Annotated in this window: 23 protein-coding genes and 2 pseudogenes; 13 read left to right on the forward strand and 12 right to left on the reverse strand. The window is 74.0% G+C overall.

Annotated features, from left to right (window positions below; all coding sequences use genetic code 11):
• The first annotated feature begins 6 nt into the window (after positions 1-6).
• The 3 genes and pseudogenes from ACQ452_RS12295 to ACQ452_RS12305 all read left to right on the forward strand — a co-directional run bounded on the left by ACQ452_RS12295 (position 7) and on the right by ACQ452_RS12305 (position 2,579).
• Positions 7-1,149, forward strand: a complete 1,143-nt coding sequence (locus ACQ452_RS12295) for a fatty acid desaturase family protein (RefSeq protein ID WP_433393246.1) — start codon at positions 7-9, stop codon at positions 1,147-1,149.
• 258 nt (positions 1,150-1,407) lie between these two features.
• Positions 1,408-1,770 (forward strand): annotated as a pseudogene (locus ACQ452_RS12300) (alanine--tRNA ligase-related protein); the annotation flags it as partial.
• 143 nt (positions 1,771-1,913) lie between these two features.
• A complete protein-coding gene (locus ACQ452_RS12305; RefSeq protein ID WP_433394117.1) occupies positions 1,914-2,579 on the forward strand; it encodes an alanine--tRNA ligase-related protein in 666 nt (221 codons plus the stop codon).
• 95 nt (positions 2,580-2,674) lie between these two features.
• Here ACQ452_RS12305 and ACQ452_RS12310 read toward each other — a convergent pair.
• A pseudogene (locus tag ACQ452_RS12310) lies at positions 2,675-4,248 on the reverse strand (pectate lyase family protein).
• 460 nt (positions 4,249-4,708) lie between these two features.
• On the opposite strand from ACQ452_RS12310, the gene ACQ452_RS12315 reads away from it, so the two are divergent.
• A complete protein-coding gene (locus ACQ452_RS12315) occupies positions 4,709-6,520 on the forward strand; it encodes an acyl-CoA dehydrogenase (protein ID WP_433393247.1) in 1,812 nt (603 codons plus the stop codon).
• 65 nt (positions 6,521-6,585) lie between these two features.
• The gene (locus ACQ452_RS12320; protein WP_433393248.1) at positions 6,586-6,951 is read left to right on the forward strand and encodes a hypothetical protein; all 366 of its coding nucleotides are present in this window, start codon (positions 6,586-6,588) and stop codon (positions 6,949-6,951) included.
• 17 nt (positions 6,952-6,968) lie between these two features.
• On the opposite strand, the gene ACQ452_RS12325 is transcribed toward ACQ452_RS12320, so the two are convergent.
• The 6 genes from ACQ452_RS12325 to ACQ452_RS12350 form a co-directional block, all read right to left on the reverse strand.
• Positions 6,969-8,657: a long-chain-fatty-acid--CoA ligase gene (locus ACQ452_RS12325; RefSeq protein WP_433393250.1), complete on the reverse strand. Its 1,689-nt coding sequence runs from the start codon at positions 8,655-8,657 to the stop codon at positions 6,969-6,971.
• Between the two features lie 239 nt (positions 8,658-8,896).
• Positions 8,897-9,610: a spermidine synthase gene (locus ACQ452_RS12330; protein WP_433393252.1), complete on the reverse strand. Its 714-nt coding sequence runs from the start codon at positions 9,608-9,610 to the stop codon at positions 8,897-8,899.
• A 117-nt stretch (positions 9,611-9,727) separates the two neighbouring features.
• Complete coding sequence (locus ACQ452_RS12335; protein WP_433393254.1) at positions 9,728-10,591, reverse strand: sulfite exporter TauE/SafE family protein; 864 nt, start codon at positions 10,589-10,591, stop codon at positions 9,728-9,730.
• Positions 10,588-11,193 (reverse strand): rhodanese-like domain-containing protein, encoded by a 606-nt coding sequence (locus ACQ452_RS12340; RefSeq protein ID WP_433393256.1) that lies wholly within the window; start codon positions 11,191-11,193, stop codon positions 10,588-10,590. The genes ACQ452_RS12335 and ACQ452_RS12340 overlap by 4 nt, the downstream gene beginning before the upstream one ends.
• A 98-nt stretch (positions 11,194-11,291) precedes the next feature.
• Complete coding sequence (locus ACQ452_RS12345; RefSeq protein WP_433393257.1) at positions 11,292-12,695, reverse strand: MBL fold metallo-hydrolase; 1,404 nt, start codon at positions 12,693-12,695, stop codon at positions 11,292-11,294.
• A 125-nt stretch (positions 12,696-12,820) separates the two neighbouring features.
• Positions 12,821-13,090 carry a metal-sensitive transcriptional regulator gene (locus tag ACQ452_RS12350; RefSeq protein WP_433393259.1) on the reverse strand — a complete coding sequence of 90 codons (270 nt, stop codon included), beginning with the start codon at positions 13,088-13,090 and terminating at the stop codon, positions 12,821-12,823.
• Positions 13,091-13,292: 202 nt separating this feature from the next.
• Here ACQ452_RS12350 and eccB point away from each other — a divergent pair, with 202 nt between their 5' ends.
• Positions 13,293-14,681, forward strand: coding sequence for a type VII secretion protein EccB (eccB, locus tag ACQ452_RS12355; protein WP_433393261.1), 1,389 nt, complete (start codon positions 13,293-13,295; stop codon positions 14,679-14,681).
• 22 nt (positions 14,682-14,703) lie between these two features.
• On the opposite strand, the gene ACQ452_RS12360 is transcribed toward eccB, so the two are convergent.
• The 4 genes from ACQ452_RS12360 to ACQ452_RS12375 are packed head-to-tail and all read right to left on the reverse strand — an operon-like array spanning position 14,704 to position 18,583.
• Positions 14,704-15,309, reverse strand: a complete 606-nt coding sequence (locus ACQ452_RS12360) for a class I SAM-dependent methyltransferase (protein WP_433393263.1) — start codon at positions 15,307-15,309, stop codon at positions 14,704-14,706.
• A gap of 54 nt (positions 15,310-15,363) precedes the next feature.
• A complete protein-coding gene (locus tag ACQ452_RS12365) occupies positions 15,364-16,230 on the reverse strand; it encodes a carbohydrate ABC transporter permease (RefSeq protein WP_433393265.1) in 867 nt (288 codons plus the stop codon).
• Positions 16,230-17,192 carry a carbohydrate ABC transporter permease gene (locus tag ACQ452_RS12370; RefSeq protein WP_433393267.1) on the reverse strand — a complete coding sequence of 321 codons (963 nt, stop codon included), beginning with the start codon at positions 17,190-17,192 and terminating at the stop codon, positions 16,230-16,232. Before ACQ452_RS12370 ends, ACQ452_RS12365 begins: the two co-directional genes overlap by 1 nt.
• Positions 17,189-18,583 (reverse strand): ABC transporter substrate-binding protein, encoded by a 1,395-nt coding sequence (locus ACQ452_RS12375; protein ID WP_433393269.1) that lies wholly within the window; start codon positions 18,581-18,583, stop codon positions 17,189-17,191. Before ACQ452_RS12375 ends, ACQ452_RS12370 begins: the two co-directional genes overlap by 4 nt.
• A gap of 116 nt (positions 18,584-18,699) precedes the next feature.
• Between ACQ452_RS12375 and ACQ452_RS12380 the strand changes: the two genes are divergently transcribed.
• Genes ACQ452_RS12380 through ACQ452_RS12390 form a run of 3 tightly spaced genes read left to right on the forward strand, consistent with a single transcriptional unit; the run spans position 18,700 to position 21,964 of the window.
• Positions 18,700-19,737: a zinc-binding dehydrogenase gene (locus ACQ452_RS12380; RefSeq protein ID WP_433393271.1), complete on the forward strand. Its 1,038-nt coding sequence runs from the start codon at positions 18,700-18,702 to the stop codon at positions 19,735-19,737.
• Complete coding sequence (locus ACQ452_RS12385; protein ID WP_433393273.1) at positions 19,737-20,555, forward strand: TIM barrel protein; 819 nt, start codon at positions 19,737-19,739, stop codon at positions 20,553-20,555. Before ACQ452_RS12380 ends, ACQ452_RS12385 begins: the two co-directional genes overlap by 1 nt.
• On the forward strand, positions 20,552-21,964 hold the full coding sequence (locus ACQ452_RS12390) for an MGH1-like glycoside hydrolase domain-containing protein (protein ID WP_433393275.1): 1,413 nt from the start codon (positions 20,552-20,554) through the stop codon (positions 21,962-21,964). The genes ACQ452_RS12385 and ACQ452_RS12390 overlap by 4 nt, the downstream gene beginning before the upstream one ends.
• 29 nt (positions 21,965-21,993) lie before the next feature.
• Here ACQ452_RS12390 and arsB read toward each other — a convergent pair whose 3' ends face one another.
• Complete coding sequence (gene arsB / locus ACQ452_RS12395; RefSeq protein ID WP_433393276.1) at positions 21,994-23,103, reverse strand: ACR3 family arsenite efflux transporter; 1,110 nt, start codon at positions 23,101-23,103, stop codon at positions 21,994-21,996.
• Positions 23,104-23,302: 199 nt separating this feature from the next.
• On the opposite strand from arsB, the gene ACQ452_RS12400 reads away from it, so the two are divergent.
• From ACQ452_RS12400 to ACQ452_RS12415, 4 genes are all read left to right on the forward strand, one after another.
• A complete protein-coding gene (locus ACQ452_RS12400) occupies positions 23,303-23,800 on the forward strand; it encodes an N-acetyltransferase family protein (RefSeq protein WP_433393278.1) in 498 nt (165 codons plus the stop codon).
• A 94-nt stretch (positions 23,801-23,894) separates the two neighbouring features.
• Positions 23,895-24,284 carry a DUF2267 domain-containing protein gene (locus ACQ452_RS12405; protein WP_433393279.1) on the forward strand — a complete coding sequence of 130 codons (390 nt, stop codon included), beginning with the start codon at positions 23,895-23,897 and terminating at the stop codon, positions 24,282-24,284.
• Between the two features lie 249 nt (positions 24,285-24,533).
• Complete coding sequence (locus ACQ452_RS12410; RefSeq protein WP_433393281.1) at positions 24,534-25,274, forward strand: thioesterase II family protein; 741 nt, start codon at positions 24,534-24,536, stop codon at positions 25,272-25,274.
• 31 nt (positions 25,275-25,305) lie between these two features.
• A complete protein-coding gene (locus ACQ452_RS12415; RefSeq protein WP_433393283.1) occupies positions 25,306-26,241 on the forward strand; it encodes a TauD/TfdA family dioxygenase in 936 nt (311 codons plus the stop codon).
• Positions 26,242-26,243: the final 2 nt, after the last annotated feature.

A 26,243-nucleotide genomic window follows, 5' to 3' on the forward strand; every position in this document is an offset into this window, starting at 1 on the left:
CCTGACGTGACCACGATCCAGAACAAGACCGTCAACCCGATCGCCCACCTGAGCGCCGAGGACATCGAGCTCATCGGCAAGGAACTGGACGCGATCCGCGCCCGGGTGGTCGCCGACCGGGGCGAGCGCGACGCCGCGTACATCCGCCGGGTCATCTCGGTGCAGCGCAAGCTGGAGGTGGGCAGCCGGGTGGTGCTGCTGTTCTCCCTCTTCCCGCCGGCCTGGCTCGTCGGCACGGCCGGCCTCTCCGTGGCCAAGATCCTGGAGAACATGGAGGTCGGGCACAACATCCTGCACGGCCAGTGGGACTGGATGCGCGACCCCAAGATCCATTCCACCACCTGGGAGTGGGACCACGTCACCCCGGCCGACCAGTGGAAGCACTCGCACAACGAGCTGCACCACACCTACACGAACGTCATCGGCAAGGACAACGACCTCGGCTACGGCATCATGCGGGTCGACGAGGACCAGCGGTGGCACCCGTTCCACCTGGGCCAGCCGCTGTGGAACTTCATCAACGCCTGCTTCTTCGAGTACGGTATCGCCGCCTACGACCTGGAGCTGGGACGCAACCTGCGCAAGGGCCGCCACAAGCGGCCGGAGTTCCGGGCCCGGGCCAGGGCGGTGGGGCGCAAGATCCGCCGGCAGGTGCTCAAGGACTACGTGCTGCACCCGCTGCTGTCCGGCCCCTCGTTCCTGCACACGCTGGCCGCCACCTTCACGGCCAACATCGTGCGCAACCTGTGGAGCCACTCGGTGATCATGTGTGGGCACTTCCCCGAGGGGGTGGAGACCTTCTCCCGGCGCTCCATCGAGGGCGAGACCCGCGGCGAGTGGTACCTGCGGCAGATGCTCGGCTCGGCCAACATCGACGGCAGCCGGCTGATGCACATCATGACCGGCAACCTGTCGTACCAGATCGAGCACCACCTCTTCCCGGACCTGCCCAGCAACCGCTACCAGGAGATCGCCCCCGAGGTGCGGGCCCTGTTCGACCGCTACGGGCTGAAGTACACCAGCGGGTCGCTGCCCCGGCAGGTCTTCTCCGCGTGGAGGAAGGTCTTCCGGCTCTCGCTGCCGAACCGCAGGACGCCGCAGCGCGCCGACGACCGGCCCGCCCCGGCCCTGGTCTCCGCGGGCGTCTGAGCCCGTCCCGGCTCCGCCGCCCGCCGCGAAACGCGGTGGGTGGCGGAGCCGACGTGTGCGTACAGTCGGGGGCATGGAGATCAGGCACCTCTTCGCCGCCGCGGCCGCGCGAGCTTCGCGCTCGTCGGTCGCCGCCGCCTGATCCCACATCTCCCGCCGGCGACCGGAAACGGTCCGCCGGCCTTCTCGTCGCGTCAGTTCCGCCGATTCCCGGCGGCGGGCCCCTTCCGGTCGCTCCCACCCGGAAAGGCCACCGCCATGACGTACGACCCGATCAGCCGCACCTTCCTCGACTTCTTCCGCGAGCGCGGCCACGAACTCGTGCCCGACGGCTCCCTGGTCCCGCCGCCGGGCGACCCGGTGCTCTTCACCACCTCCGGAATGCACCCGCTCACCCCCTACCTGCTGGGGCGGCCCCACCCGCTGGGCCGACGGCTGGTGAACGTGCAGCGCTGCCTGCGCACCACCGATCTCGACGAGGTCGGCGACCCGACGCACCTGACCCTGTTCCGGATGCTGGGCTCCTGGTCGCTCGGCGACTACGACCTGCCGCGCAGCCTGCGCTGGGGTTACGAGCTGCTGCGCGACGGCTTCGGCATCGACCACGACCGGATGTACGCGACGGTCTTCGGCGGCGACGACCGGGTGGGCCCGGACGAGCCGTCGTTGCGCGCGTGGGGTGAGCTGGGCCTGCCCGTGGAGCTGACCGGGGAGGAGAACTGTGGTCCAACGGCCCCACCGGGCCGTGCGGGGCCGACACGGAGATCTTCGTCTGGACCGGTGACGGCCCGCCCCGGGGCACCCCCGGGACCGACGGAGGGTGGATGGAGCTGTGGAACCACGTCGGGATGCGCTACCACCGGCACCCCGACGGCCGGCTGTCGCCGCTGGGGCAGCCCAACGTGGACACCGGGATGGGTCTCGAACGGTTGGAGATGGTGCTGGGCGGGCACCGCACCGTCTTCGAGGGCGAGGCGCTGGCGCCGTGGGTGGGCGGCGGGCGCGACGTGTGGGGTCTGCGGGACGCGCCGCTGCGCCTGGTCGCCGACCACCTGCGGGCGGCCGTGGTGGTGGTCGGCGACGGCGTGCGACCCTCGAACACCGGTCGCGGGTACGTGCTGCGCCGGCTGTTGCGTCGGGCGCTCACCGCGCTGTGGCGCGACGACGACTCCCGGACCCTGTCCGACCTGCCGACCGGCGTGGTGCGGCACACCCTTGACGGCTTCGGGCAGCCCGACACCGTCGACGAGGTGTGCGACGTGCTCTCCACCGAGCAGCGGCGGTTCCGGGAGCTGCTGCGGCGCGGGCGGCCGGTGGTCGCCCGACGCCGGTCCCGGGGCCCGCTGAGCGACGAGGACTACCGCGACCTGCACGACACCCACGGGCTGCCGCGCGACCTCGTTGACGGCCTGCTGGCCGAGGCGGGCTGAGTTCGGCGCGAGCGACCCGGGGACGCGCGTCGGTGGCTCGTCGTCGCCCGGCGGTCCGGGGATGCCGGTCCCGGACCGCCGGGGCGACCGCGCCGCTACCTGGCGTAGGTCTCGAACTCGGCGACCCTCGGCGCGCCCGTCGAACCGGTGATCCTGAAGGTGATCTTGGTGAGTGCGGTCGCGGGGAAGGTGATGACGCCCGCACCGCTGCCGGCGGCCAGGACGGCGCCCGTCGCGTGGTTGACGACCTGCCAGGACCCGATGCTGCCCTGGGTGCCCGACGGTTCACGGATGACGACCCTCGACACCGTGGTGGCGGAGCCCCACTTGATCGAGACGTCGCCGGTGGCGCCGGCCGGTGACCACCAGGTGCCCAGGTTGCCGTCGCGTACGTTGCCGTAGCTCGTCCCGTCGGCCTTGCTGGAGCCGTCGGAACCCGCCCCGAGGCTCAGGTTGGTCCCGCCGGGCTGGGTCGGTGTCGGCGTGGGGCTCGTCGGCCCGGGGGTGGGGCTGCCGGTCGGTGCCGGCGTGGGACTGGTCGGCGTCGGCGCCGGGGTCTGCGGCGAGCAGTTGCCGTCCGACTCCCGCAGGCCCGTGTTGGCGCCCGCCGTCTGCCGGACGACCGCCGGCACGCAGCCGGCCCCGTCGAGGGAGTAGGGGTACGGGATGCTGACCGTGGTGTTGGACTGCGGGTTCGGGCCGGCGGGGTAGTTGTCACTGCCGGGGCTGGACCAGGTCACGTTGTCGAAGACGTTGCCACCGACCTGCCAGTAGCCGCGCTCGCTGGTGTAGAAGGTGCCCAGGACGTCCTTGGAGTCCTCGAAGTAGTTGTTCTCCACCCGGGCCTGCGCCCCGGCCCGGAGTTGATGCCGGACTCGCGCAGGTTCACGTAGTGGTTGTTGAAGGCGTGCGCGACGCCGCCGCGCAGCAGGGGCGTACGGGAGTCGATGTTCTCGTAGCGGTTGTGGTGCAACGTGACGAAGCCGTTCGAGCGGTCGCTCTCGCTGGAGCCGATGAGGCCGCCGCGGCCGGAGTTGCGCAGGATGCTGTAGGAGAGGGTGACGTACTGGGTGTTGTCCTTCATGTCGAAGAGGCCGTCGAAGCCCTCCGACTCCCCACCCGAGGCCTCCAGCGTCAGGTGGTCGGCCCAGACGTTGCGGACGTCGCTCTCCATGCCGATGGCGTCGCCGCCGTTGGAGGTGGGCGAGCCCGACTTCTTGACGTTGCGGACCGTCACGTTGCGGATGATGATGTTGCTGGACTCGCGGATGTGGATGCCCAACTGGTCGAAGACGGCTCCGCCGCCGACCCCGATGATCGTGACGTTGCTGATCTGCTTGAGTTCGATCACCCCGTCGGCGGTGCTGCAGCTTCCCCCCGACACCTTGCTGGTGTTGCCGTGGTTGATGGTCCCCGACACCTCGATGATGATCGGGGTGCTGCTGCTGGCCCGGCCGCACAGGGCCGCGTGGATCGCGGTGCCCGTGCTGGCCCGTACGGTCTGCCCGCCCGCGCCGCCGGTGGTCCCGCCGTTGCGGGTCGCGTAGCCGGTGGCGCTGCCGGCCGCCGCCGACGCGGGGGGTGTCGGCAGGGCCGCCACGCCGATCGCGGCCCCGACGGCCGTCGTGGCCAGGGCCACCTGGAGTCGCAGTGCGACTGGTCGTCTCATGCTCGCCTCGTCTTCCTCTTCGTCTGCCGGCTGGTGCTGCCGGTCGGGTGGTCGGCGGGCCCGCCTTCGCCGGTGGCCGGACCGGCGGTCGCGTCGCGGCCCGCGGGGTCGGGTCCGTCGGTGTCGGAGCGCGGTGCCATCGCGCCCCGGCCTGGCCACTCCGCCGATCCGGCGGCCCGGTCGCCGCGGCGTGGCAGCCTGGAAAGCGCTTTCCAGCGAAGGATAGGGAGCCGTCGATCGATATGGCAAGGGCCCGCCCGGATTGCGGTCAAATGCCCTGCCGGCCGGTCTCCGGCGGCGCCGGCCGGAGCGCCGCCGGGTCCCCGGCGGGAGTCGGCGGGATGTGAGCGGGCGCCGGCGGGTGGTGCGCTGGCGGGCCGGATCGGTCAGGATGACCTGCGCGGGGGCGTCGCCGGGCCGCGCCGCGGCCGACGGCACGCCCGCCGACGGAAGGAGACCCGTGTCGTCCACCCTGCTCTCCCGTCGCGACCTGCGCTTCCTGCTGCACGACTGGCTGGAGGTGACCCGGCTGACCGGGCGCGCCCGCTACGCCGAGCACTCCCGGGAGACCTTCGACGCCGCACTGGAACTCGCCGAGCGGGTGGCCGCCGAGCGGTTCGCCCCGCACAACCGGGCCGCCGACCTCGCCGAGCCCACCTTCGACGGCGAGCGGGTGCACACCATCGCCCAGGTCAAACAGGCCCTCGACGTCTTCGCCGAGACCGGGCTGCTCGGCGCCGGTATGGACGCCTCGGTCGGCGGGATGCAACTGCCGCACGTCGTACGGGCCGCCTGTTTCGCCTGGCTCCAGGCCGCCAACCCCGGCACCTCGGCGTACCCGCTGCTGACCCTCGGCAACGCCAACCTGCTGCTGGCGCACGGCAGCCCCGAACAGATCGACACCTGGGTGCGGCCGATGGTGCAGGGGCGCTTCTTCGGCACCATGTGCCTCTCCGAACCGCAGGCCGGCAGCTCGCTGGCCGACATCACCACCCGGGCGCAGCCGCAGGATGACGGGACGTACCGGCTGCACGGCACCAAGATGTGGATCTCCGGCGGCGACCACGAACTGGCGGAGAACATCGTCCACCTGGTGCTCGCCCGGATCCCCGGCGGCCCGCCCGGGGTGAAGGGAATCTCGCTGTTCATCGTCCCGAAGATGTTGCTCGGCGACGACGGCGCGCCCGGCGCCCGCAACGACGTCACCCTGGTCGGCCTCAACCACAAGATGGGCTACCGGGGCACCACCAACGCGCTGCTCGCCTTCGGCGAGGGCGGGCACCGGCCCGGTGGGCGCCCCGGCGCGGTCGGCTACCTGGTCGGCGAGCCGCACCAGGGACTGGCCCAGATGTTCCACATGATGAACGAGGCGCGCATCGGGGTGGGCGCCGGCGCCACCGCCCTCGGCTACACCGGCTACCTCAAGTCCCTGGCGTACGCCCGGCAACGCCCGCAGGGCCGCCCGCTCGCCGACCGGGACCCGACCGCGCCGCAGGTGCCCATCGTCGCCCACCCCGACGTACGACGGATGCTGCTGGCGCAGAAGAGCTACGTGGAGGGTGCGCTGGCGCTGGTCCTCTACTGCGGTCGGCTGCTCGACGAGGAGGCGACGGCGCCGGAGGCGGCGGACCGGGAGCGGGCACACCTGCTGCTGGACGTGCTCACCCCGATCGCGAAGAGCTGGCCGGCACAGTGGTGCCTGGCCGCCAACGACCTGGCCATCCAGGTGCACGGCGGCGCCGGCTACACCCGCGACCACGACGTCGAGCAGCACTGGCGCGACAACCGGCTCAACCCCATCCACGAGGGCACCCACGGCATCCAGGCGCTGGACCTGCTGGGGCGCAAGGTCACCATGCGCGGCGGGGCCGGGCTGACGCTGCTGGTGCGCACCGCCCGGGCCACGGCCACCCGCGCGAGCGAGTTCGGGGGCGAGGCCGCCGACCTCGCCGTCTCGCTCGGTACCGCCCTCGACCGGGTCTTCCTGGTCACCCGGCGGCTGTGGGGCACCGGCGATCCCGAGGTGGCGCTGGCGAACGCGAGCGTCTACCTGGAGGCGGTCGGCCACGTGGTGATCGCCTGGATGTGGCTGGAGCAGCTCCTCGTCGTCGAGGCGGCCGGCGACCCCGGTCCGGACGCGGACCTGCACGCCGGCAAGCGGCAGGCCGCCCGGTACTTCTTCCGCCACGAGCTGCCCCGCACCGGTCCGCAGTTCGACCTGCTGGACGGCCTCGACCGCACCACCCTCCAGATGCGCGACGACTGGTTCTGAGCCCCGCCGGGCCGGGGTTCGGGAAGGCCGCGGACGGTGTGCGGTCCTGGCTATCCTTACCAGGCATGAACCCCGGTGACGTGACGGTCCCCCCGCCCGCCGACGGTGCCGAGGACCGGCTCGCGGTCCTGCGGGGCTGGTGGCGACTGCCGGCGCCCGCGCGGCGCGAGGTCCGCCTGCTCAGCCGCTCCGGACGGCACCACCCGGACCGGGAGGTCGCCTGGGTGGCCTGGCGCTGGGCGCAGGTCGTGCTGCCGCCGGGAGCGCCCGAGCCGGGCCGGGCCCGCAACAAGCTCAGCGCCGCCGGCTTCTGGGTGCTGATCCTGCTGGAACTGGTCACCGGCGTCGACCCGACGGACCCGCCCGAGCCGCGCTGGCTCGACCGCCGCCGGGCCCGGCGCATCCTCCGGGCCGGCCCACCCCTGCGCTGACGGGAGGGGGAGCGGGCTCAGCCCTCGGCGAGCAGCCGGTCGCGCACCTCGCGGCGCAGGACCTTGCCGATCTGGGAGCGGGGCAGGTCGTCGACGACGACCAGGCGCCGGGGCACCTTGTATCCGGCCAGCCCCCGCCGGCACGCCGCCCGCACGGCCGCCTCGTCGAGGTCGGCGCCCTCGTCCAGCACGACCGCCGCCACCACCTCCTCGCCGTGCTCGCCGGGCAGGCCGACGGCGGCGGCGTCGCGGATGCCGGGAGCGCCGCGCAGCGCGTCCTCCACCTCCGACGGGTAGACGTTGAACCCGCCGGTGATGATCAGCTCCTTGATCCGGTCGACCACGCTGACGAAGCCGTCGGCGTCGGCCACCACGATGTCCCCGCTGCGCAGCCAGCCGCCGGGCAGCAGCACCGCCGCCGTCTCCGCCGGGCGGTTCCAGTAGCCGGTGAACACCTGCGGCCCCCGGATCAGCAGCTCACCGGCCTCGCCCGGCGCGCGCTCGCGGGTCGGGTCCTCCGGGTCGACGATGCGGATCTCGGTGGACGGGAACGGCACGCCGACAGTTCCCGGCCGTCGGGCGGGGGAGACCGGGTTGCCGAGCGCGACGGGCGAGGTCTCGGTCATGCCGTACCCCTCGACGAGCAGCCCGCCGGTGACCGACTCCCACACCTCGACCGTCGCCGGGGGCAGCGACATGGCGCCGGAGATCGCGTACCGGGCCGAGGAGAGGTCCACCCCGCGTTCCCGGGCGGCCGTCGCCAGCTTCTCGTAGATCGGCGGTACGGCGGGCAGGAAGGTCGGCGGGCGGCGGCGTACCGCCTCCAGCATCTGGTCCAGGTCGAAGCGGGGGAACAGCACAAGCGTGGCGCCGATGCTCACCGAGAAGGTGAGGCAGAGCGTCAGCCCGTACGCGTGGAACAACGGCAGCACCGCGTACACCGTCTCCTCGCCGTCGCGCAGGCCCGGCACCCAGGCGCGGCCCTGCGCCGCGTTGGTCCGCAGGTTGCGGTGGGTGAGGATCGCGCCCTTCGGGGTGCCGGTGGTGCCGCCCGTGTACTGCAACAGCGCCGTGTCGTCCGGCCCGGGGGCGGGGTGCGTGGGGGGCAGGGGCCCGGCGGCGGCGACCAGTCGTTCCCAGGACAGCGCCCCCGGCGCGGGGGCGGTCATCGCCGCGCGGGTGGCCCGCGCCCGGGCCAGCGGCAGCCGCAGCGCCCAGCGCTTCCGCCGGGGCAGCGCGGTGGTGAGGTCCACGGCGACCACCGTCTCGACGGCGGTCTCGCCGGCGGTGTCGTGGACGAGCGGGGCGACCTTGTCCCAGACCACCGCGACGCGGGCGCCGTGGTCGGCGAGCTGCTGGGCGAGTTCCTGCGCGGTGTAGAGCGGGTTGTGCTCCACCACCACCGCACCGAGGCGCAGCGTGGCGTAGAAGGCGACGACGTGCTGCGGGCAGTTGGGCAGCACCAGCGCGACCCGGTCGCCGCGGCCGACGCCGAGCCGGCGCAGCACCTCGGCCGCGCGGCTCACCTGGGCGTCCAGGTCGGCGTACGTGGTGGTGGCGCCGAAGAAGTCGAGGGCGACCCGGGGGCCGAAGCGGCGGGCGGCATCGCGCAGCAGGTCCACCAGCGACTCGTCGGACGGTGTGACGGTCGCCGGCACGTCCGGGGCGTAGCTGCGCAACCAGGGCCGCTCCGCACTCAGGTCCATGATTCTCCTCCGCCCGTGGCGCCCACCAAGGTCATACTTAACGGTAACCTACGGTGCCGTAGGTAACGGTCGGGGTCCCCTTCGCGACCCGCCGCTGGTGCCGTGCGGCCTTCCCGGCCCGCACCCGGGCATGCCGCCACATCCCGAAGTCCTCGGCGCGGCACGCACCGCAACGCCGCCCGGCCGGACGCCCCGCCCGGCCGCCCGAGCCGGGGCGCCCCGCAGGCGGGCCCGCGCCGTCAGCGCTGGGCGACGTAGACGGTGTTGGCCGACTCCCCGCCGGTCAGCGGGTTGGCGAACGGGACGACGTGCGCCCGGGCGGTGGAGAACACCGTGGCGAGAGCGGCCTCGAAGTCGGAGTCGGGCGGGTCGTCCGACCAGAGGGCGAACACCCCGTCCGGGTGCAGGTGGGCGGCGAGGCGGCGCAGGCCGTCGGGGGTGTAGAAGGCGGCGTGGGCGGGGTGCAGCACGTTGCGCGGCGAGTGGTCCACGTCGAGCAGCACGGCGTGGAAGCGCCGTCCGGGCTCCTGCGGGTCGAAGCCGGTGCCGTCGGCGACGGCGGCGAAGAAGTCGGCGCGCGCGAACCGGGTACGCGGGTCGGCGGCCAGCCCGGCGGCGAAGGGCAGCAGCTCCCGCCGGTGCCAGTCGATGACGTCCTCGATCGCCTCGACGACCAGCAGCGAGCCGACCCGGTCGTCTTCGAGCGCGGTGCGGGCGGTGTAGCCGAGCCCGAGGCCGCCGACGACCACGTCGAGCCCCGACCCGCGCAGCGGGGCCAGGCCCAGCCGGGCCAGCTCGATCTCCGCGACGGGGAAGAGGCTGGACATCAGGAACTCGTCGTCGAGCTTGACCTCGTACACCTCGACGCCGAGCGACGGGTCGCGGCGCCGGCGCAGGCTGATGAGGCCGATCGGGGTCTCCCGCCAGGCCAGTTCCTCGAATCGCACGCCCACGGGCCCGGATGCTACCCGCCGGCGCGCGGACCCCCGGCAACCGGCTTGCGTCCCGGCCGCGTCACCGGGTCGGACGCGGTGCCGGGACGGGCTGGTCCTGCGCGCCTGAACGGTCGCCTACGGCCGTCGCGTCCGGGTGCGACGGCGCACCACGGCGACCGCCGCCACCACCACCGCCGCGCCCGCGACGACGGCCCACAGCAGGGGTTCGGTCCGCAGCCGCTCGGGTAGCTGCTGGGCCAGGACGAAGACGCCCATCACGGCCACGAACCAGCCGAACGCCCCGCGCAGCACGGCCTCCGGTACGCGCCCGGCGAGCCGGCCGCCGGCCAGGCTGCCGAGCACGGCGGCGCCGGTGACGGCGGCGGCCAGGCCCCAGTCGATGCTGACGGTGGAGAGGTACCCGGCCAGCCCCGCGAACGACTTCATGGCGATCACCACGAGCGAGGTGCCGACCGCGACCGGCATCGGCAGGCCGCCGAGCAGGGCGAGGGCGGGCACGACCAGGAAACCGCCACCGGCCCCGACCAGGCCGGTGACCAGCCCGACCACGAGGCCGTCGAGCACCACCCGCAGCGTCGGCAGCTCGGGTCGGGCCGCGCCGCCCGCGCCGCCGCCGCGCCGGCCGCGGATCATGGCGGTCGCGGTGGCGAGCATCATCACGGCGAAGCCGGTGAGCAGGAGCGCCGCCGGGACGAACGCGGCCAGCCGGCCGCCGGCGTACGCGCCGGCCATGCCCGCGAGCCCGAAGATAAGGCCGGTGCGCCATCTGATCCGGCCGGCGCGGGCGTGCGGCAGCACGCCCACGGCGCTGGTCACCCCGACGACGAGCAGCGAGGTGGCGATCGCCTCTCTCGGCGGCAGGTCGGCGACGTAGACCAGCAGCGGTACGGCGAGGATGGAGCCGCCGCCGCCGAGCAGGCCGAGGCTGACCCCGATGAGGACGGCCAGTCCGAGGGTCAGCGCGAGGCCGCCGGTCACGACCGTTGCCGGGGCGTCGGGTGGTCCGCCAGGCGGCGGACGACGGTGTCCAGTTCGCCGCCGGGGCCGCGGTTGTAGGGCAGCCGGCCGAGCAGCATGCCCATCGCGCAGGTGTTGGTGACGGCGGCGACGGTGAGGCCGGCGCCGATGACGCCGGCGACCCACTTGAGGCCGGGCACGAAGACCGAGCCGAGGATGCTGACCAGGACGATCGAACCGGCGACGAGGCGGACCTGCCGCTCCAGGTCCCAGCGGGGGACGCCCCGCTCGACCTGCGCGTGGCCGGCCTGCCAGGCCGTCATGCCGCCGTCGAGGATCCTGAGGTGCGCCAGCCCGACTCCGGCGAGGACCTGTCCGGCCTGGGTGGCGCGGGCGCCGGAGCGGCAGATCAGCACCACGTCCTCGTCGAGGTGGCGGCGCAGTTCCTCGGGATGTTCCCGCAGCAGGTCGAGCGGGACGTTGTGGGCGCCGGGGATGTGCGCGGTCTCGAACTCGGCGGGGGTGCGCACGTCGAGCAGGCGGGGAGCGTGGCCGGAGTCGATCAGCTCCCGCAGGCCGGCGGCGTCGAGCGTGGTGGGCCGGGTGGTTGACGAAGTGTCCATGAGGTGTCCTCGGCTGGGATGAGTTGCCCGAAAAGGGCTTGGATGTGACCGGGCTGGCGGGTCGCCGGCGCGGCCGTCGGCGGTGAGCGCGGGGCCGCTCAGGCGTTGCCGGAGCGCAGGGCGACGCCGGCGGCCTCGGCCCGGCCGAACATGTCGTCGATCACGACGACCTCGCGACCGGCGTTGGCCAGCAGCGACGCGGCGGCGGCGGCCCGGTAGCCGGAGCCGCAGTGCACCCAGACGGCGCCGGCGGGCACCTCGGCGAGACGCCCGGGCAGGTCGGGCAGCGGGATGTGTACGGCGCCGTCGACGTGACCGTCGACCCACTCGTTGGTCATCCGCACGTCGAGTACGACGTCCGGGCCGGGCAGCTGCGCCGGGGTGTCTCCGGCGCGGGCGGCGGCCAGCGCCGGGAAGTCGGCCGTCCGCAGCTCCCGCAGCTGCCCCGGCTCGACGGCCCACTGGCGGGGTTCCCCGGTGGCCCCGGCGGCCGGCCGGTCGATGCCGATGCGCGCCAGCTCGCGCTGGGCGTCGGCGATCTGCTGCGCGCTCTCCCCGAGCAGGGTGATCGGCGTTCCCCAGTCGACGAGCCAGCCGAGCCAGGTCGACATCGGCCCGTCGAGCCCGAGGGCGACGGTGCCGGCCAGGTGCGACGTGGCGTACGCCCTGCGGTGGCGCAGGTCGACGACCCACTGGCCGTCGGCGATGCGGGCCCGCAGTTCGGCGGCGTCGGCCCGGGCGACCGGGGTAAGGTCCGCCGGCGCCGCACCGGCGAGGTTCGCCACGCCCATGTGGGCGTAGTACGCCGGGTAGGCGTCGAGCCCGGCCAGGGTCTCGGTGACGAACTCGTCGGCGGCCAGCCGCAGCACGGGGTTGGCCTGCCGCTCCCGGCCGATCGTCGACTCGGGGGCGTCGGACTGGCCGGCCGAGCAGAAACTGCCGAAGCCGTGGGTCGGCCAGACCTGGGCGCCGTCGGGCAGCAGGTCGGCCAGCCGCCGCGCCGACGCGTGCTGGCGGTGGGCGAGCTCGTGGGCGTGCTGGCCGCCGAGCAGGTCGGTGCGGCCGGTGGTGCCGAAGAGCAGCGAGCCGCCCGTGAACACCCCGACGGGGTGCCAGTCGCCGTCGCGCGCCTCGTCGAGCACGTACGACAGGTGGTGGAAGGTGTGCCCCGGCGTGGCCACCACGCGCAACCGCATCGAGCCCGAGACGGTCACTGTGGTGCCGTCGGTGACCGGGGTGCGGTCGAACCCGACCTCGTCGGGTGCGGCGACCAGGTAGTGGGCGCCGGTCAGCCGGGCCAGTTCCAGGCCGCCGGAGACGTAGTCGTTGTGGATGTGGGTCTCCGCCACGTGGGTGATCCGCACGCCCTTCTCACCCGCGAGGTACATGACCCGGTCGATGTCGCGCTGGGGGTCGACGACGATCCCGGCCGTGCCGTCCGAGGCCAGATAGCTGCGGTCGCCGAGCGAGGACGTCGCGATGACGGACACCTCAACTGTCATTGCGCTACTCCTTGCCTTTATACCCTGGGGGTATGTGGTGGGCACACGCCGGGGTGCCGGCGGGTGCGTGTCGACTAACCGCCCACTCCGCGCCCACGTGACGCGGCGGGCGTTTCCGGGCGTGGTCAGGCCAGCGCGAGGAAGAGCTTCTCCAGCTCGTCCTCGGTCATCTCCGGCGATTCGCCCTGCTCGCGCGCGGTGTTGCAGTGCCGCATCCCCGAGGCGATGATCTTGAACCCGGCCCGGTCGATCGCCTTCGACACGGCGGCGAGCTGGGTCAGCGCCTCGCGGCAGTCCTGGCCGGTCTCCATCATCTCAATGACCGCGTTGAGCTGGCCCCGGGCCCGCTTCAGGCGGGTCAGCGCCTCGCCGGTCATCTCGGGTCGGAGTTTCACCGCGCACCTCCTCGTCTCGTCCAACATACCCCCGGGGGTACCCGGTCCGGGGCCCATGCTACCCCCGGGGGTATCCACGCGCGGCACCTCCGCGCCGTGACCCCGGTCATGCCGCCGACCGCCGGGCGTCGCGACACAGGGTCCTCGGGATATCGACGCAGCGCTTATCCTGTGCCCCGACCGTCACACCGGAAGGGATCCCATGCCGTCGCGGCAGGACCAGCTGCACTCGTACCAGTTCACCGTCCAGCGGGCGGTCGCCGCCCTGGTGATGCGCGAGACCGACCCGGCGCAGTCGCCGTTTCGGCGGCTGGCCGGCGCCGGTCTGGCCAGCGTGCTCGTCGCGGCCATCGGGCTGGGCGGTTTCGCCCTCTACGGCCTCTTCACCGGCGGCGGCAGCACGTGGCGCGACCCGGGCGCGGTGATCGTGGAGAAGGAGTCCGGCGCGCGGTTCGTCTACCGGGAGGAGAAGCTGCACCCGGTGCTCAACTACGCCTCGGCCCTGCTGATCATCGGTGCGGAGCGGCCGAAGACGGTGCTCGTCTCCCGCCGTGCCATCGACGGGGTGCCGCGCGGGCTGCCACTGGGCATCGCCGACGCCCCCGACTCGCTACCCGCGCGCGGCCGGCTGTCCACCGCGGCGTGGACGGTCTGCTCCGTGCCGGGCACCGAGGCCGACCGGTCGGCGCCCCGCTCGGCGCTGCTGATCGGCGTCCCGGGCGGCGAGGGCCGCCCTCTGGGCGAGGAAGCGCTGCTGCTGCGCCATCCCGACGGCGGGCTGCACCTCGTCTGGCACCAGCGTCGCTACCTGGTACGCGACGCCAGCCGGGTGCTGGCCGCCCTGGCGGTCACCCGGGCCCGGGCGGTCCCGGTGGCCCCGGCCCTGCTCAACAGCCTGCCCGCCGGCGCCGACCTCGCCCCGCTGGCGCTGCCCGCCGAAGGGGAACGCTCCCCGCGGGTCTCCGGGGCCCGCGTCGGCGACGTCTACCTGGTAAGCAACTCCGGCGGCGGCCGGCAGTACGCCGTCGCGCTGCGCGACGGCCTGGCCGGCATCACCGAGTTGCAGGCCGGACTGCTGCTCGCCCGCACCGGCCAGGGCGAACCGGAACCGATGACGCTCGGTCGGTTCGCGGCGCTGCCGAAGCTGCCCGACCTCGCCCCGACCGGGCCGACCGCCCCACCGCTCGCGCCGCCCCGGCTGGCCGTCGGCGAGGGGGCGGGGCTGTGCGCCCGGGTGGGCGACGACGGCGGCGTCGCGGAGGTACGGCTCGGCGTCCGGCTGCCCGATCTCGCCGCCGCGCCGCGTACCGCGACGGCGGCCGGCGGCGGGGTGCGGGCCGACCACGTCGTGGTGCAGCCGGGGCGGGGCGCCGTGGTCGAGGCGGTCGCGGCGCCCGGCGCGTCCGGGGGAGCGGTCTCCGTGGTCACCGACCTGGGCCGGCGGTACGTCCTCGCTGGCGGCGAGGTGCTCGGGATGCTCGGCTACCGCGACGTGCGGCCGGTGCGGCTGCCGGCGAGCCTGGTCGCCCTGGTGCCGGCCGGTGCCCCGCTCGACCCGACGGCCGCGCGGGTCGTCGCCGCCCCCGCGTGAGGCCGCCGGCCGGCAGGTGTGCTCAGCCGGCGGGGCGGCGCAGCACGGTGACGGCGAAGTCCGCGTCGTCGCGCCACGGGCGCAGGTCCCAGGTGGCGAAGCGGTGCTCCAGGCGCAGGCCGGCGGCGACCGCGTCGGCGTCGAACCCGGTCAGCGGGTAGCCCCGGTTGGTGCCGAAGCCGACCGCCAGCACGCCGTCGGGGCGCAGGTGGGCGGCGACGCGGCGGAGCACCTCCCGTTCGGTGTCGGGGGCGACGAAGGCCAGCACGTTGCCGGCGACGACAGCCGCGTCGAAGGGCTCCGCCTCGCCGGCCGCCGCCAGGTCCAGCTCGGCCAGGTCGGCGACCAGCCAGCGCGGGCCGGGGTGGTCGGCGGCGGCGGCCGCCACCAGGGCCGGGTCGGCGTCCACCCCGACCACGCGGTGACCCCGGGCGGCGAGTGCCGCGCCGACCCGGCCGGTGCCGCAGCCGGCGTCGAGGATCCGGGAGCCGGGCGCGACGAGCGCGTCCATCAGCCGCGCCTCCCCGGCCAGGTCCGCCCCCTCGGCGGCCAGCCGGCGGAACCGGTCGATGTACCACTGCGAGTGCTCCGGGCCGGTCTCGGTCTGCCATCGGGTCGGGTTTGCCATGCCGCCACCGTAGCCGGGGCGGTGGCGACCGCGCGGCGGCAGGGCACACCCCGCTCAGCCCTTCTCCGCGCCGCTGGTGAGCCCCTCGGTGAGCAGGCGTTCGCTGGCGAAGAAGAGGATCACGATGGGCAGGGTGAGGATCACCGAGCCGGCCATCAGCACCGTCTTGGGCACCTCGACCCCGTCCGCGAGCTGCGCCAGCCCCAGCGACACCGTCCACCGGTGCGGCTTGTCGACCAGGAAGAGCAGGGCGAACAGGAACTCGTTCCACGCGATCATGAAGTCGTACAGGGCGACCGCCACGATGGACGGCGCGGCGAGGGGCAGGCTGACCCGGCGGATGATGCCGAGCCGCCCGGCCCCGTCGATCGCGGCCGACTCCTCCAGGCTGACCGGGATGGTCTCGAAGTAGTTGCGCAGCATGTAGACCGAGACCGGCAGGGTCTGCGAGATGTAGACCAGCACCAGGCCGAACAGCGAGCCGCGCAGCCCGGCGCGGGTGAAGACCACGAACAGCGGGATGGCGATGACGATCGACGGGAACAGGTAGACCGCCAGGAAGAGGAAGTCGACCTGCCGCCGGCCGAAGAACCGTAGCCGCGCGACCGCGTACGCGCCGGGGATCGCCACGGCCAGCGTCAGCAGCGTCGCCGCGACGGCCACCAGCCCGCTGTTGCCCATGAAGGTGAGGAAGCCCTGACCGCCGTCGTCGACGGCCCTGACCACCTCGGTGTACGTGTCGAAGGTCAGCTCGCCCAGGCTCACGAACAGCGAGCCGGGGTCGAGCAGCAGCCGCTCGATGGGGCGCACCGAGAGCACCAGCATGTAGTAGAAGGGGAAGATCGTGACCAGCAGGAACGTGGCGATCACCAGCCGGCGCAGCCAGCGCAGCCCCACCGTCTCGATCCGGTCGCGGTCCATCAGCCGTCCCTCCGTGCGCCGAAGAAGCGTAGGTACACCAGCACGAACACGATGAGCACCACGGCGAGCACGACCGCCTGCGCCGCTGCCGCGCCGACGTCGGTGCGCGCGGTCAGGAACTCGTAGACCCGGATGCTGACCACCTCCGTGCCGGCGGCCCCGCCGGTGAGCAGGTAGACGTCGTCGAACTTGTTGAACGTCATGATGAAGCGCAGCACGGCCAGCAGGCCGATCACGGGCAGCAGTTGCGGCAGCAGGATGTGCCGGAACCGCTGGGTGGGGGTGGCCCCGTCGACCCGGGCCGCCTCCTCCAGCTCGCCGGGGACCGCCTGGAGCCGGGCGAGCAGGAACAGGAACGCGAACGGGAAGTACCGCCACGCCTCGAAGGCGACGACCGTGGCCAGGGCTGTCGACTCCTGGGACAGGAACGGCACCGGGGTGTCCCAGCCGAGGAACCGCTGGCCCCAGTCGTTGACGATGCCGAGCTGCGGGTCGAGCATCACCTGCCAGACGAAGGTGACCGCGACCACCGGCGCCACGTACGGCAGCAGCATCGAGGCGCGGACCAGGGTGCGACCCCGAAACGGCCGGCGGACGACCAGCGCCGCCACCAGGCCGAGCACGATCGAGCCGGTGGTGCTGGAGACGCTGTAGACCAGGGTGGTCCAGAGCGTGTCGGCGAAGCCGGGGGTGTTCAGCACCCGCTCGACGTTGTCCATGGTGAGTTCGCCGAAGAGCCCGGTGCGGCGCAGCGTGGCCAGGCGTACCCGCTGGAAGGCCAGCACGACGGTCCAGACGATGGGTATGCCGATGACGGCGACCACGACGAGCAGGGTCGGTGCGACCAGCGCGAGGCCGGCGCGGGACTCGCGCCGGCGCAGGGTCAGCGGCCGGCGGCGGCGGGCCGGGGCCGGCCGCTCCCCGGTGGGGGAGCGGTCGGTGCCCGGTGGGGCGGTGGTCAATTGACGCCCGCCTTGATCGCTTCCACGTCCTTCTTCGCCCGGCCGGCGGCCGCGGCGGCGTCGGTCTTGCCGGCGATCACGTCGCTCAGAGCCTTGGGCACCGGCAACTCGCCGAGGATCGCGCCGACGAGCTTGCCCTGGCCCTGGGTGAGGCCCCAGCGCTGGAACGTGTCGGGGCTGCCCCGCAGGCCGGCGAGCACCTCGTCGCCGTAGACCTCGGCGAGCGGCTTCCTGGTGTCGACCCCGGCCTGGCTGGCGTTCCAGGCGGTGAGGAACTTCTCGGGTTCCTGGGAGGTGCCCCGGCGCACGGGGAAGCGTCCCTCGGGGGACATGCCGAACCAGCTCGGGTAGGCGTCGCCGAGCAGGTGCTCCACGAAGGACCGCGCCGGCTCGGTGGCGGCGCCGTCGAGCACCGCCCAGGAGCTGATCTCGCCGTACTGGGCGGGCTCGGCGCCGTTGGGACCCTTGATCGCGGTGACGAAGCCGCTGTTCTTCGCCAGGAACGTCGGGTCGGTCTGGCACTGCGGGCAGGTGGGCTTGGCGTCGTTGCGCAGGCCGGCCAGCTCGTCGAGGATGAACGGCGACCAGACGAGCATGGCCGCCTTGCCGGCGAAGTAGGTGGCGCGGGTGGTGTCGACGTCCTGCGCGCCCCTGACCGAGCTGGTGCGGATCAGCTCGCCGTAGAACCGGAACGCCTCCACGCACTCGGGGGAGTCCAGCCGGACGGCCCCGGAGTCGTCGGTGAGCTGGCAGTTGTTGGCCAGCGCGAGGTGTTCGAAGGTCTGCTGGGTGAAGACGTCGCCGGGGGCGGTGGCGGCGGTGATGCCGGCCACGCCGCCGGTGTTGAGCTTCGTCGCGGCGGCGGCGATCTTGTCGTACGTGTCGGGGGCGGGCAGCCCGGCGGCGGCGAACAGGTCCTTGCGGTAGACGAGTAGCTGGCCCCAGCCGTCGCTGGGTACGGCGAGCTGCCGGTCGCCGTCGGCGGTCAGCTCCAGGGCCCGTGGCGAGAAGGTCTGCCGGCCGAGTTTCTCGACGACCTCCGCGTTCGCCGAGGGGTGCAGGAGCTCGTTGCCGGCGAGGGTGCGGATGCCGGCGAGGGACACCGAGCCGACCACGTCGGGGAGTTCGCCGGCGGCGGCGCTGGTGGCGATCAGGGCGGGGAACTGGTCCTCGTTGACGGTGACCAGGTCGACCGCGATGCCGGTGCGGGCGGTGAAGTCCGCGACGATCGCCTTGGTGGCGGTGACCCGGTCGGCCACGTCCTCCAGGCTCCACACGGTGATCTTTTTGCTGTTGCTGTCGGAACCGTCATCCCCGCAGGCCAGCAGGCTGGCCCCGGTGACTGCCATGATCAGGGTGGCGGCGAGTATCCGCATCGGAGGTGCTGACATCGATGGCACTCCTCTGGAAGGGTATAGAAGGGATTCAACGCCTCTCATTGATCAATTACAAGACATATCCCGATTTTCTGCCTAGACTGGAGCCCAGTGCTATCGGGATGTGACTCATGGTCAACTGGGTTGTCTCGCTCGCCGGGCCTCGACGCATCAGCCTCGAGCCCTGCCCCCTCGATCCGCTCGGCCCCGGCCAGGTCCGGATCCGCACCTGCTACTCCGGCATCTCGGCCGGCACGGAACTCACCCTCTACCGGGGCAGCAATCCCCGGCTGAACAAGGACTGGGACGACGCCGCCCGGATGTTCGTGCCCCGGCAGGCCGCCGCGTCGTACCCCCTGGTGGGCTTCGGCTACGAGGAGGTCGGCGAGATCGTCGAGCTGGCGCCCGACGTGGCCGACCGGCGGGCCGGGCAGCTCGTCTGGGGCATCTGGGGCCACCGCGCCGAAGCGGTCGTGCCCGCCGACTCGGTATACCCGTTGCCCGCCGGCCTGGATCCTCTCGCGGCGGTCTTCGCCCGCCCGGGGGCGATCGCCCTCACCGCCGTGCTCGCCGGCGACCTGCACCTGGGCGACTGGGTCGCGGTCTTCGGGCAGGGCGTCATCGGGCTGCTCGCCACCCGGCTGGCCGTCCTCTCCGGCGCGCGGGTCGCCGCCGTCGACCGGGTGCCCGCCCGGCTGGCGCACGCCGGCCGGTTCGGCGCCCGGCTCGTCGTGGACGCGGGCGCCGAGTCGGCCGCGACCGCGCTGCGCCGGGTGACCGGCGGCCGGGGCGCGGACGTCTGCCTGGAGCTGTCCGGGATGTACCCGGCGCTGCACGAGGCGATCCGCGCCACCACCCACGCCGGCCGCGTCGTGGCCGCCGGCTTCTACCAGGGGCAGGCCGACGCGCTCGGCCTGGGTGAGGAGTTCCACCACAACCGGATCCAGCTGGTGGCGGCCCAGGTTTCCGGGCCGACGCCGGTGCCCGGCATGGCCGGCCGGTGGACCGGGGCGCGCGTCACACACACCTTCATGGACCTGGTGGCGGAGGGCAGCGTCGACCCGCTGCCGCTGGTGAGCCACGTAGTCGACGCGAGCGCGGTGGCCGACGCGCTGGCGCTGCTCGACCGCGGTGACCCCGATGTCCTCCAAGTGGTGCTGAGGTTCTGATGACGATTCCACTTGCCTGCCAGGAACAGCTCCTGCCGGGTGCCGACCTGATCCAGAAGTACGCGCTCGCCACCTCGCTCGGCTACGACGCCATCGAGCTGCGCGGCGGCGGTGAACTCGGCCTCGCCCGCCGGCTGCCCGAGCTGCGCCGGGCCCGCGCCGCCGGGGTGGTCATGCCCACCGTCTGCGTGGAGATGGACCACTTCATCGGCGACTTCGATCCCGAACGCTCCCGCGACGCCGTACGCAACCTGCGTTCCCAGCTCTCGGTGATCGCCGAACTCGGCGGCCTCGGCGCGATGACCCCGGCGGCGTGGGGGATGTTCTCCCGCCGGCTGCCGCCGTTCGAGCCGCCCCGCTCCGCCGCCGGCGACCGGCAGGTGCTCGTCGACGCCCTCGGCGAGCTGGGCGAGCACGCCCGCGCCGAGGGCGTCCTGCTCCTGCTGGAACCGCTCAACCGGTACGAGGACCACATGGTCAACCGGCTCGACGACGCCGCCGCCCTCTGCGCGGCCGTCGGGCTGCCCTCCGTGCGGGTGGGCGCGGACACGTTCCATATGAACATCGAGGAGGACGACGTGCACCGGGCGCTGCGCGCCGCCGCGCCGTACCTCGCTCACGTGCAGGTCAGCGACTCCAACCGGCTCCAGCCGGGCGCCGGGCACCTGGACTGGCCGGCCCTGGTGCGTACCCTGTTGGAGATCGACTACCAGGGTTGGCTGGCGCTGGAGTGCCGGCTGCGCGGCGATCCCGTCCGCGCCCTGCACCAGGCCGCCACCGTGCTGCGGCACGCCTCGCCCCGGCAGGTGGCGGCATGAGCGCCGGGACCACCGACGGCCGGCGTGCCGGCACCGCCGACCGCCCGCGCACCGGCGCCCCGGGGCCGCGCGCCGACACCACGCCCGGCGCGGCCCGCGACGCCGTGGCGCTGCGTCGCCTCGCCGTGGCCACCCTCGAGGCCAACTGGGAGCACGACCACAGCGTGCCCTCGCGCACCCTCTACCCCCACCAGTGGAGCTGGGACTCGGCGTTCATCGCGATCGGCTGGTCGCACGTGCGCCCCGAGCGGGCCTGGCGCGAGCTGGGCAGCCTGTTCCGGGCCCAGTGGGTCGACGGGCGGGTGCCGCACATCGTGTTCAACCCGGCGCTGCGCGTCGGCTCGTACTTCCCGGGGCCGCAGTTCTGGGACTCGGCGCTGGCCGAGGGCGCCCCGGCCGCCGCCACCTCCGGGCTGGTCCAGCCACCGGTGCACGCCCCCGCCGCGTGGCTGGCGTACCGGCGCGCGCCCACCGGGGCCGGGCGGGCGGCGCTGGCCCGGCTCTATCCCCGGCTGGTCGCCCAGCAGCGCTACCTCGCCACCCGCCGCGACTTCGGCGCGGGCGGGCTGGCCTGCATCGTGCACCCGTGGGAGTCCGGGCTGGACAACAGCCCGGCCTGGGACGCTCCGCTGGCGGCGGTGCCCGCCGACGCCGCCGCCATGCGTGCGTACCGGCGGCACGACACCGCACACGTCGACGCCGCGCACCGCCCCACGGATCTCGACTACGCGCGCTACGTCGCGCTGGTGGCGTCCTACCGTGAGCGCCGCTACCGCGACGAGGACCTGGCGGGCCGGCACCCGTTCCTGGTGGAGTGCCCGCTGCTCAACGCGGCGACGGGGGCCGCCGAACACGCCCTCGCCCGGATCGCGCCGCTGGTCGGCGCCGACCCCGGCCCGCACCGGGAGCGCGCCGCGCGCATCACCGAGGCCCTGGTACGCCGGCTGTACGACCCGACGACCGGCACCTTCCAGCCCCGGGACCTGCGCGCCGGGCGCCTGGTGCCGGCCCGGACGGTGCTCGGCCTGGCCCCGCTGATCCTGCCCGACCTGCCCGCCCGGCAGGCGTCGGCGCTCGTTGCCGAGGCGTGCTCGCCGCGCTTCGGGCTGGCCGCCCGGATGGACCGGCCGCTGCCCAGCCACGACCGCACCGCCCCGGACTTCGAGGCGCTGCGTTACTGGCGCGGGCCGAGCTGGATGAACATCAACTGGTGGGTGCGCCAGGGCCTGCTGAGCCACGGCCGGCCCGACCTGGCCGGGGGCCTGCGTGACTCGATGATCGAGCTGGTGACCGGCGCCGGCTGCCACGAGTACTTCCACCCCGACACCGGCGCCGGGCTCGGCTCACCGGCGTTCGGCTGGACCGCCGCCCTGCTGCTCGACGTCCTCGCCGACGACCCGGCCGGCTGAGCCGACGGGTGCGCCCTTCGCCGGCGACCTCAACGCGGGACGGCGGCGGTCGGCCGCCCCGGCTGCGGGGACGGGAAGAACCGGCGCCGGGCCCACAGCGAGACGTAGACCAGGGCGACCAGGACCGGCACCTCGATCAGCGGCCCGACCACCCCCGCCAGGGCCTGCCCGGAGGTGACGCCGAAGGTGCCGATGGCGACGGCGATGGCGAGTTCGAAGTTGTTGCCGGCGGCGGTGAAGGCCAGCGTCGTGGTGCGCGCGTAGCCGAGCCCGACGGCCCGGCCGAGGGCGTACGAGCCGCCCCACATCAGCGCGAAGTAGGCCAGCAACGGCAGGGCGATGCGGGCCACGTCCAACGGGCGGGCGGTGATCGCCTCGCCCTGCAGGGCGAACAGGACGACGATGGTGAACAGCAGCCCGTACAGCGCCGTCGGGCCGATCCTCGGCAGGAACCGCCGCTCGTACCAGTCGCGACCCCTGGCCCGCTCGCCGAGGCGGCGGGTGAGGTGGCCGGCGACCAGCGGCACGCCGAGGAAGATCAGCACGTTGCCGGCGATGTCCCAGCCCGAGACGGCCAGCTCGGTGCCCGGCAGACCCAGCCAGCCCGGCAGGACCGCGAGGTAGAACCAGCCGAGCACGCCGAACGCGAGCACCTGGAACACCGAGTTGAGCGCGACCAGCACGGCGGCGGCCTCGCGGTCGCCGCCGGCCAGGTCGTTCCAGATGATCACCATGGCGATGCAACGGGCCAGCCCGACGATGATCAGGCCGGTGCGGTACTCGGGCTGGTCGGCCAGGAAGATCCAGGCCAGGGCGAACATCAGCGCGGGCCCGACGACCCAGTTCAGCACCAGCGAGGAGGCCAGCAGCCGTCGGTCGCCGGTGACGGTGTCGAGCCGGTCGTAGCGGACCTTCGCCAGCACCGGGTACATCATGATCAGCAGGCCGAGGGCGATGGGCAGCGAGACGCCGCCGATCCGCACCGCGTCCAGCGCGGTGTCCAGGCCGGGGACCCAGCGGCCGAGCAGGAGGCCGGCGACCATCGCGAGGCCGATCCAGGCCGGCAGGAACCGGTCGAGGCGGGACAGGCGCGCGAGTACGGCCGGCGCGGCCGGGTCGTCGTGGGTGGTGCTGCTCACGGTGCTCCTGTCCGGTGGTGCGAGGCGGTCGGGCCGAGCCGGTCGACCCGCGTCCCGCCTCGGCGGGTGCCGTCTGCTTCGACGGGCCTCTAGGTTGACACCTGTCTAATCAGCGTGCAACTCTTCCTTCCGGCCGTCCCCGGGACGGCCGACGAGCCGGATGGCCGTACGCCCCGGCGAGGCCGAACGGAGCGTGCCGATGACCGAGGTCACCATCCGCCCGATGCGCGCCGGTGACGCCGCCGAGGTCCTCCGGATCTACCAGGCGGGCCTGGACGGCGGGCACGCCAGCTTCGAGACCACCGCCCCGGACTGGGCCGCGTTCGACGCCGGCAGAGCCCTCGCGTACCGGTTCGTGGCCGTCGACGCCGACGGCGCGGTGCGGGGCTGGGTCGCCGTCTCGCCGGTCTCCAGCCGCCCGGTGTACGCCGGCGTGGTCGAACACTCCGTCTACGTCGATCCGGCCGCCCGTGGGCGCGGGGTGGCCCGCCTGCTGCTCGACGCGCTGATCGTCGCCACCGAGGCCGGCGGGGTGTGGACCATCCAGGCCGGCGTGTTTCCCGAGAACGCCGCCAGCCTGGCGGTGCACGAGCGGGCCGGCTTCCGGATCGTCGGCGCGCGGCGGCGGATCGGCCGGCACCACGGCCGCTGGCGCGACGTGGTGCTGCTGGAACGACGCAGCCCCGTCGTCGACTGACCGTCGGACGCGGGCGCCCCACGCGCCGGACGAGCGGCCGTTTGCCGGCGTGGGCGGCGGGTATGCGCGGGACCTGTGAGCACAGGAGGCGCCCGTGCGGTTTCCCCTCTTCGTCGACGCGGTGTCCCGCCGCGCCGGGCTGCCCACCGCCCAGGCCGCCACGATCGCCCGCGCCGTGTTGCAGACCATGGTGGAACGGGTCAGCGGCGATCCGGCCGGTGACCCCCCCGACGACCTGGACGGTTACCTGGCGGGCTCCGGCCCCGCCGCCGACCCGTCGGCCCCGCTCGACCCGGCCGACTTCGTCCGCCGGGTGGGGGAGCGGGCCGGGCTGGACGAGGACACCGCCCGGGCGGGCATCGGCGCCGTCTTCGCCACCCTGCGGGGGGCGGTGACAGTCGACGAGTTCCGCGACATGGTCGCCCGGCTGCCCCGGGACTTCGACGGCACGACCCAGCCGATCCCCCGGCCCGACGACGCCTGAGCCGCCGGCCCACCCACCGGTGCGCGACGCACCCCACGCGACCCGGCGGCGGCCGGACATCGAGCCTTATGCTGCTCCCATCGCGAATCTATAGGCAGACCATGAGGCCCCGGGCGCACCATCGCCCGGGGCACGGCCGGCCCGCACCGGACCGGACCGGCCGGGGACGCACCCCACCCGTCCCCGGCCCCACGACCCACCCGTTCCCGCGTCAGCGGCACCGGAACGGCCCTCATCGAAAGGCGCGCGGTGACCTGGTTCCCCTCCTGCGGCGACTGGCAGTCGGCACCACTGCAACTGTTCTGCCTGCCCTACGCCGGCGGCGGCCCGAGCGTCTTCCGCCGCTGGCAGGACCAGCTCGGCCCCGACGTCGAGGTGCTCGCGGTGCAGCTGCCCGGTCGCGAGCACCGGATCGACGAGAGCCCGGTGTTCCGGATCGCCGACATCGCGTCCGCCGTCGCGGACCGGGCTCGCGGCCCGTACGCGATCTACGGCCACTCGATGGGCGGGCGCGTCGGCTTCGAGGTCGTCCGCGAGCTGCGCCGCGCGGGCCGGCCCCTGCCGCTGCGGCTCTACGTCGGTGCCGCCCGCGCCCCGCACGTCGTCGCGCCCAGCAACTTCGACGGCCTCTCCATGGTGGACGACGACGAGCTGCTGCGCCGCCTCGACGCCGGGGGAGGGCTGCCGGCCGGGCTGCTGGAGTACCGCGAACTGGTGGAGCTGCTGCTGCCCATGCTGCGCGCCGACTTCGCCCAGGTCGACGGCTACCGCTACATCCCCGAGGAACCGCTGCCGGTGCCGATCGTGGCGTTCAGCGGCCGGGGCGACGACACCGTCAGCCCGGAGCACAGCGCCGGGTGGCGGGAACACAGCGCCGCCGGCTTCACCCTGCACGAGATCGACGGTGGGCACTTCTTCCTCAACGAGCGGCTGCCCGAGCTGCTCGCCGCGATCCGGGCGGACCTCGCCGCCGCCCGCAGCCACGGGTGAGCCGACGGTGAGCGACGACAGGAGCCAGCGCATGACCGCCCAGCCCGCCACCCTGCCGGTGGTCGTCGAGAACGACGGCCGCGAGCTGACCGCGCTGATCGCCGCCCGCCGCGCCGAGCTGCGCGCGAGCCTGGTGGAGCACGGCGGCCTGCTGTTCCGCGGGTTCGACGTGGGCGGCGTCGAGGGCTTCGACCGGGCGGTGCGGGCGCTCTCCGGTGAGCCGCTGGTCTACACCGAACGGTCGTCGCCCCGGCACGCCATCGCCGGGCGGGTCTACACCTCGACGGACTACCCGCCCGACGAGGAGATCTTCCTGCACAACGAGAACTCGTACCAGGCCCGCTGGCCGCTGACGCTGTTCTTCTACTGCATCACCCCGCCGCAGACCCGAGGCGCCACGCCGCTGGCCGACGTCCGCCGCGTGTACGCCGGCATCGACGCGACCGTACGCGAGGAGTTCGTGCGCCGCCGCTGGATGGTGGTACGGAACTTCCACGCCGACTTCGGCACCCCGTGGCAGCACGTGTTCGGCACCGACGACCGCACCGAGGTCGAGGCGTACGCGGTGGCGAACCGGATCGAGCTGGAGTGGCGCGGCAACGACGGGCTGCGTACCCGCGCGGTGCGCGATGCCGTGCACCACCGGCCCGGCTCGGACACCCCGCGCTGGTTCAACCACGCCACGTTCTTCCACGTGAGCAGCCTCGCCAAGGACCTCCAGGAGGGCCTGCTGGCCCTCTTCGGCACCGAGGGGCTGCCGGCCAACACCTACTACGGCGACGGCGGCGAGATCCCCGCCGACGTGGTGGAGCATCTGCGGGCGGCGTACAAGGCGGCCACCGTGCGCTTCGACTACCGGCGCGACGACGTGCTGGTCGTGGACAACATGACCGCCGCGCACGGGCGGGAGCCGTTCACCGGCCCCCGCAGGATAGCCGTCGCGATGGCCGAACCGCACGCCCCCTGACC

The sequence above is a fragment of the Micromonospora sp. KLBMP9576 genome (assembly GCF_050941805.1).
Classification (GTDB): Bacteria; Actinomycetota; Actinomycetes; order Mycobacteriales; family Micromonosporaceae; genus Micromonospora.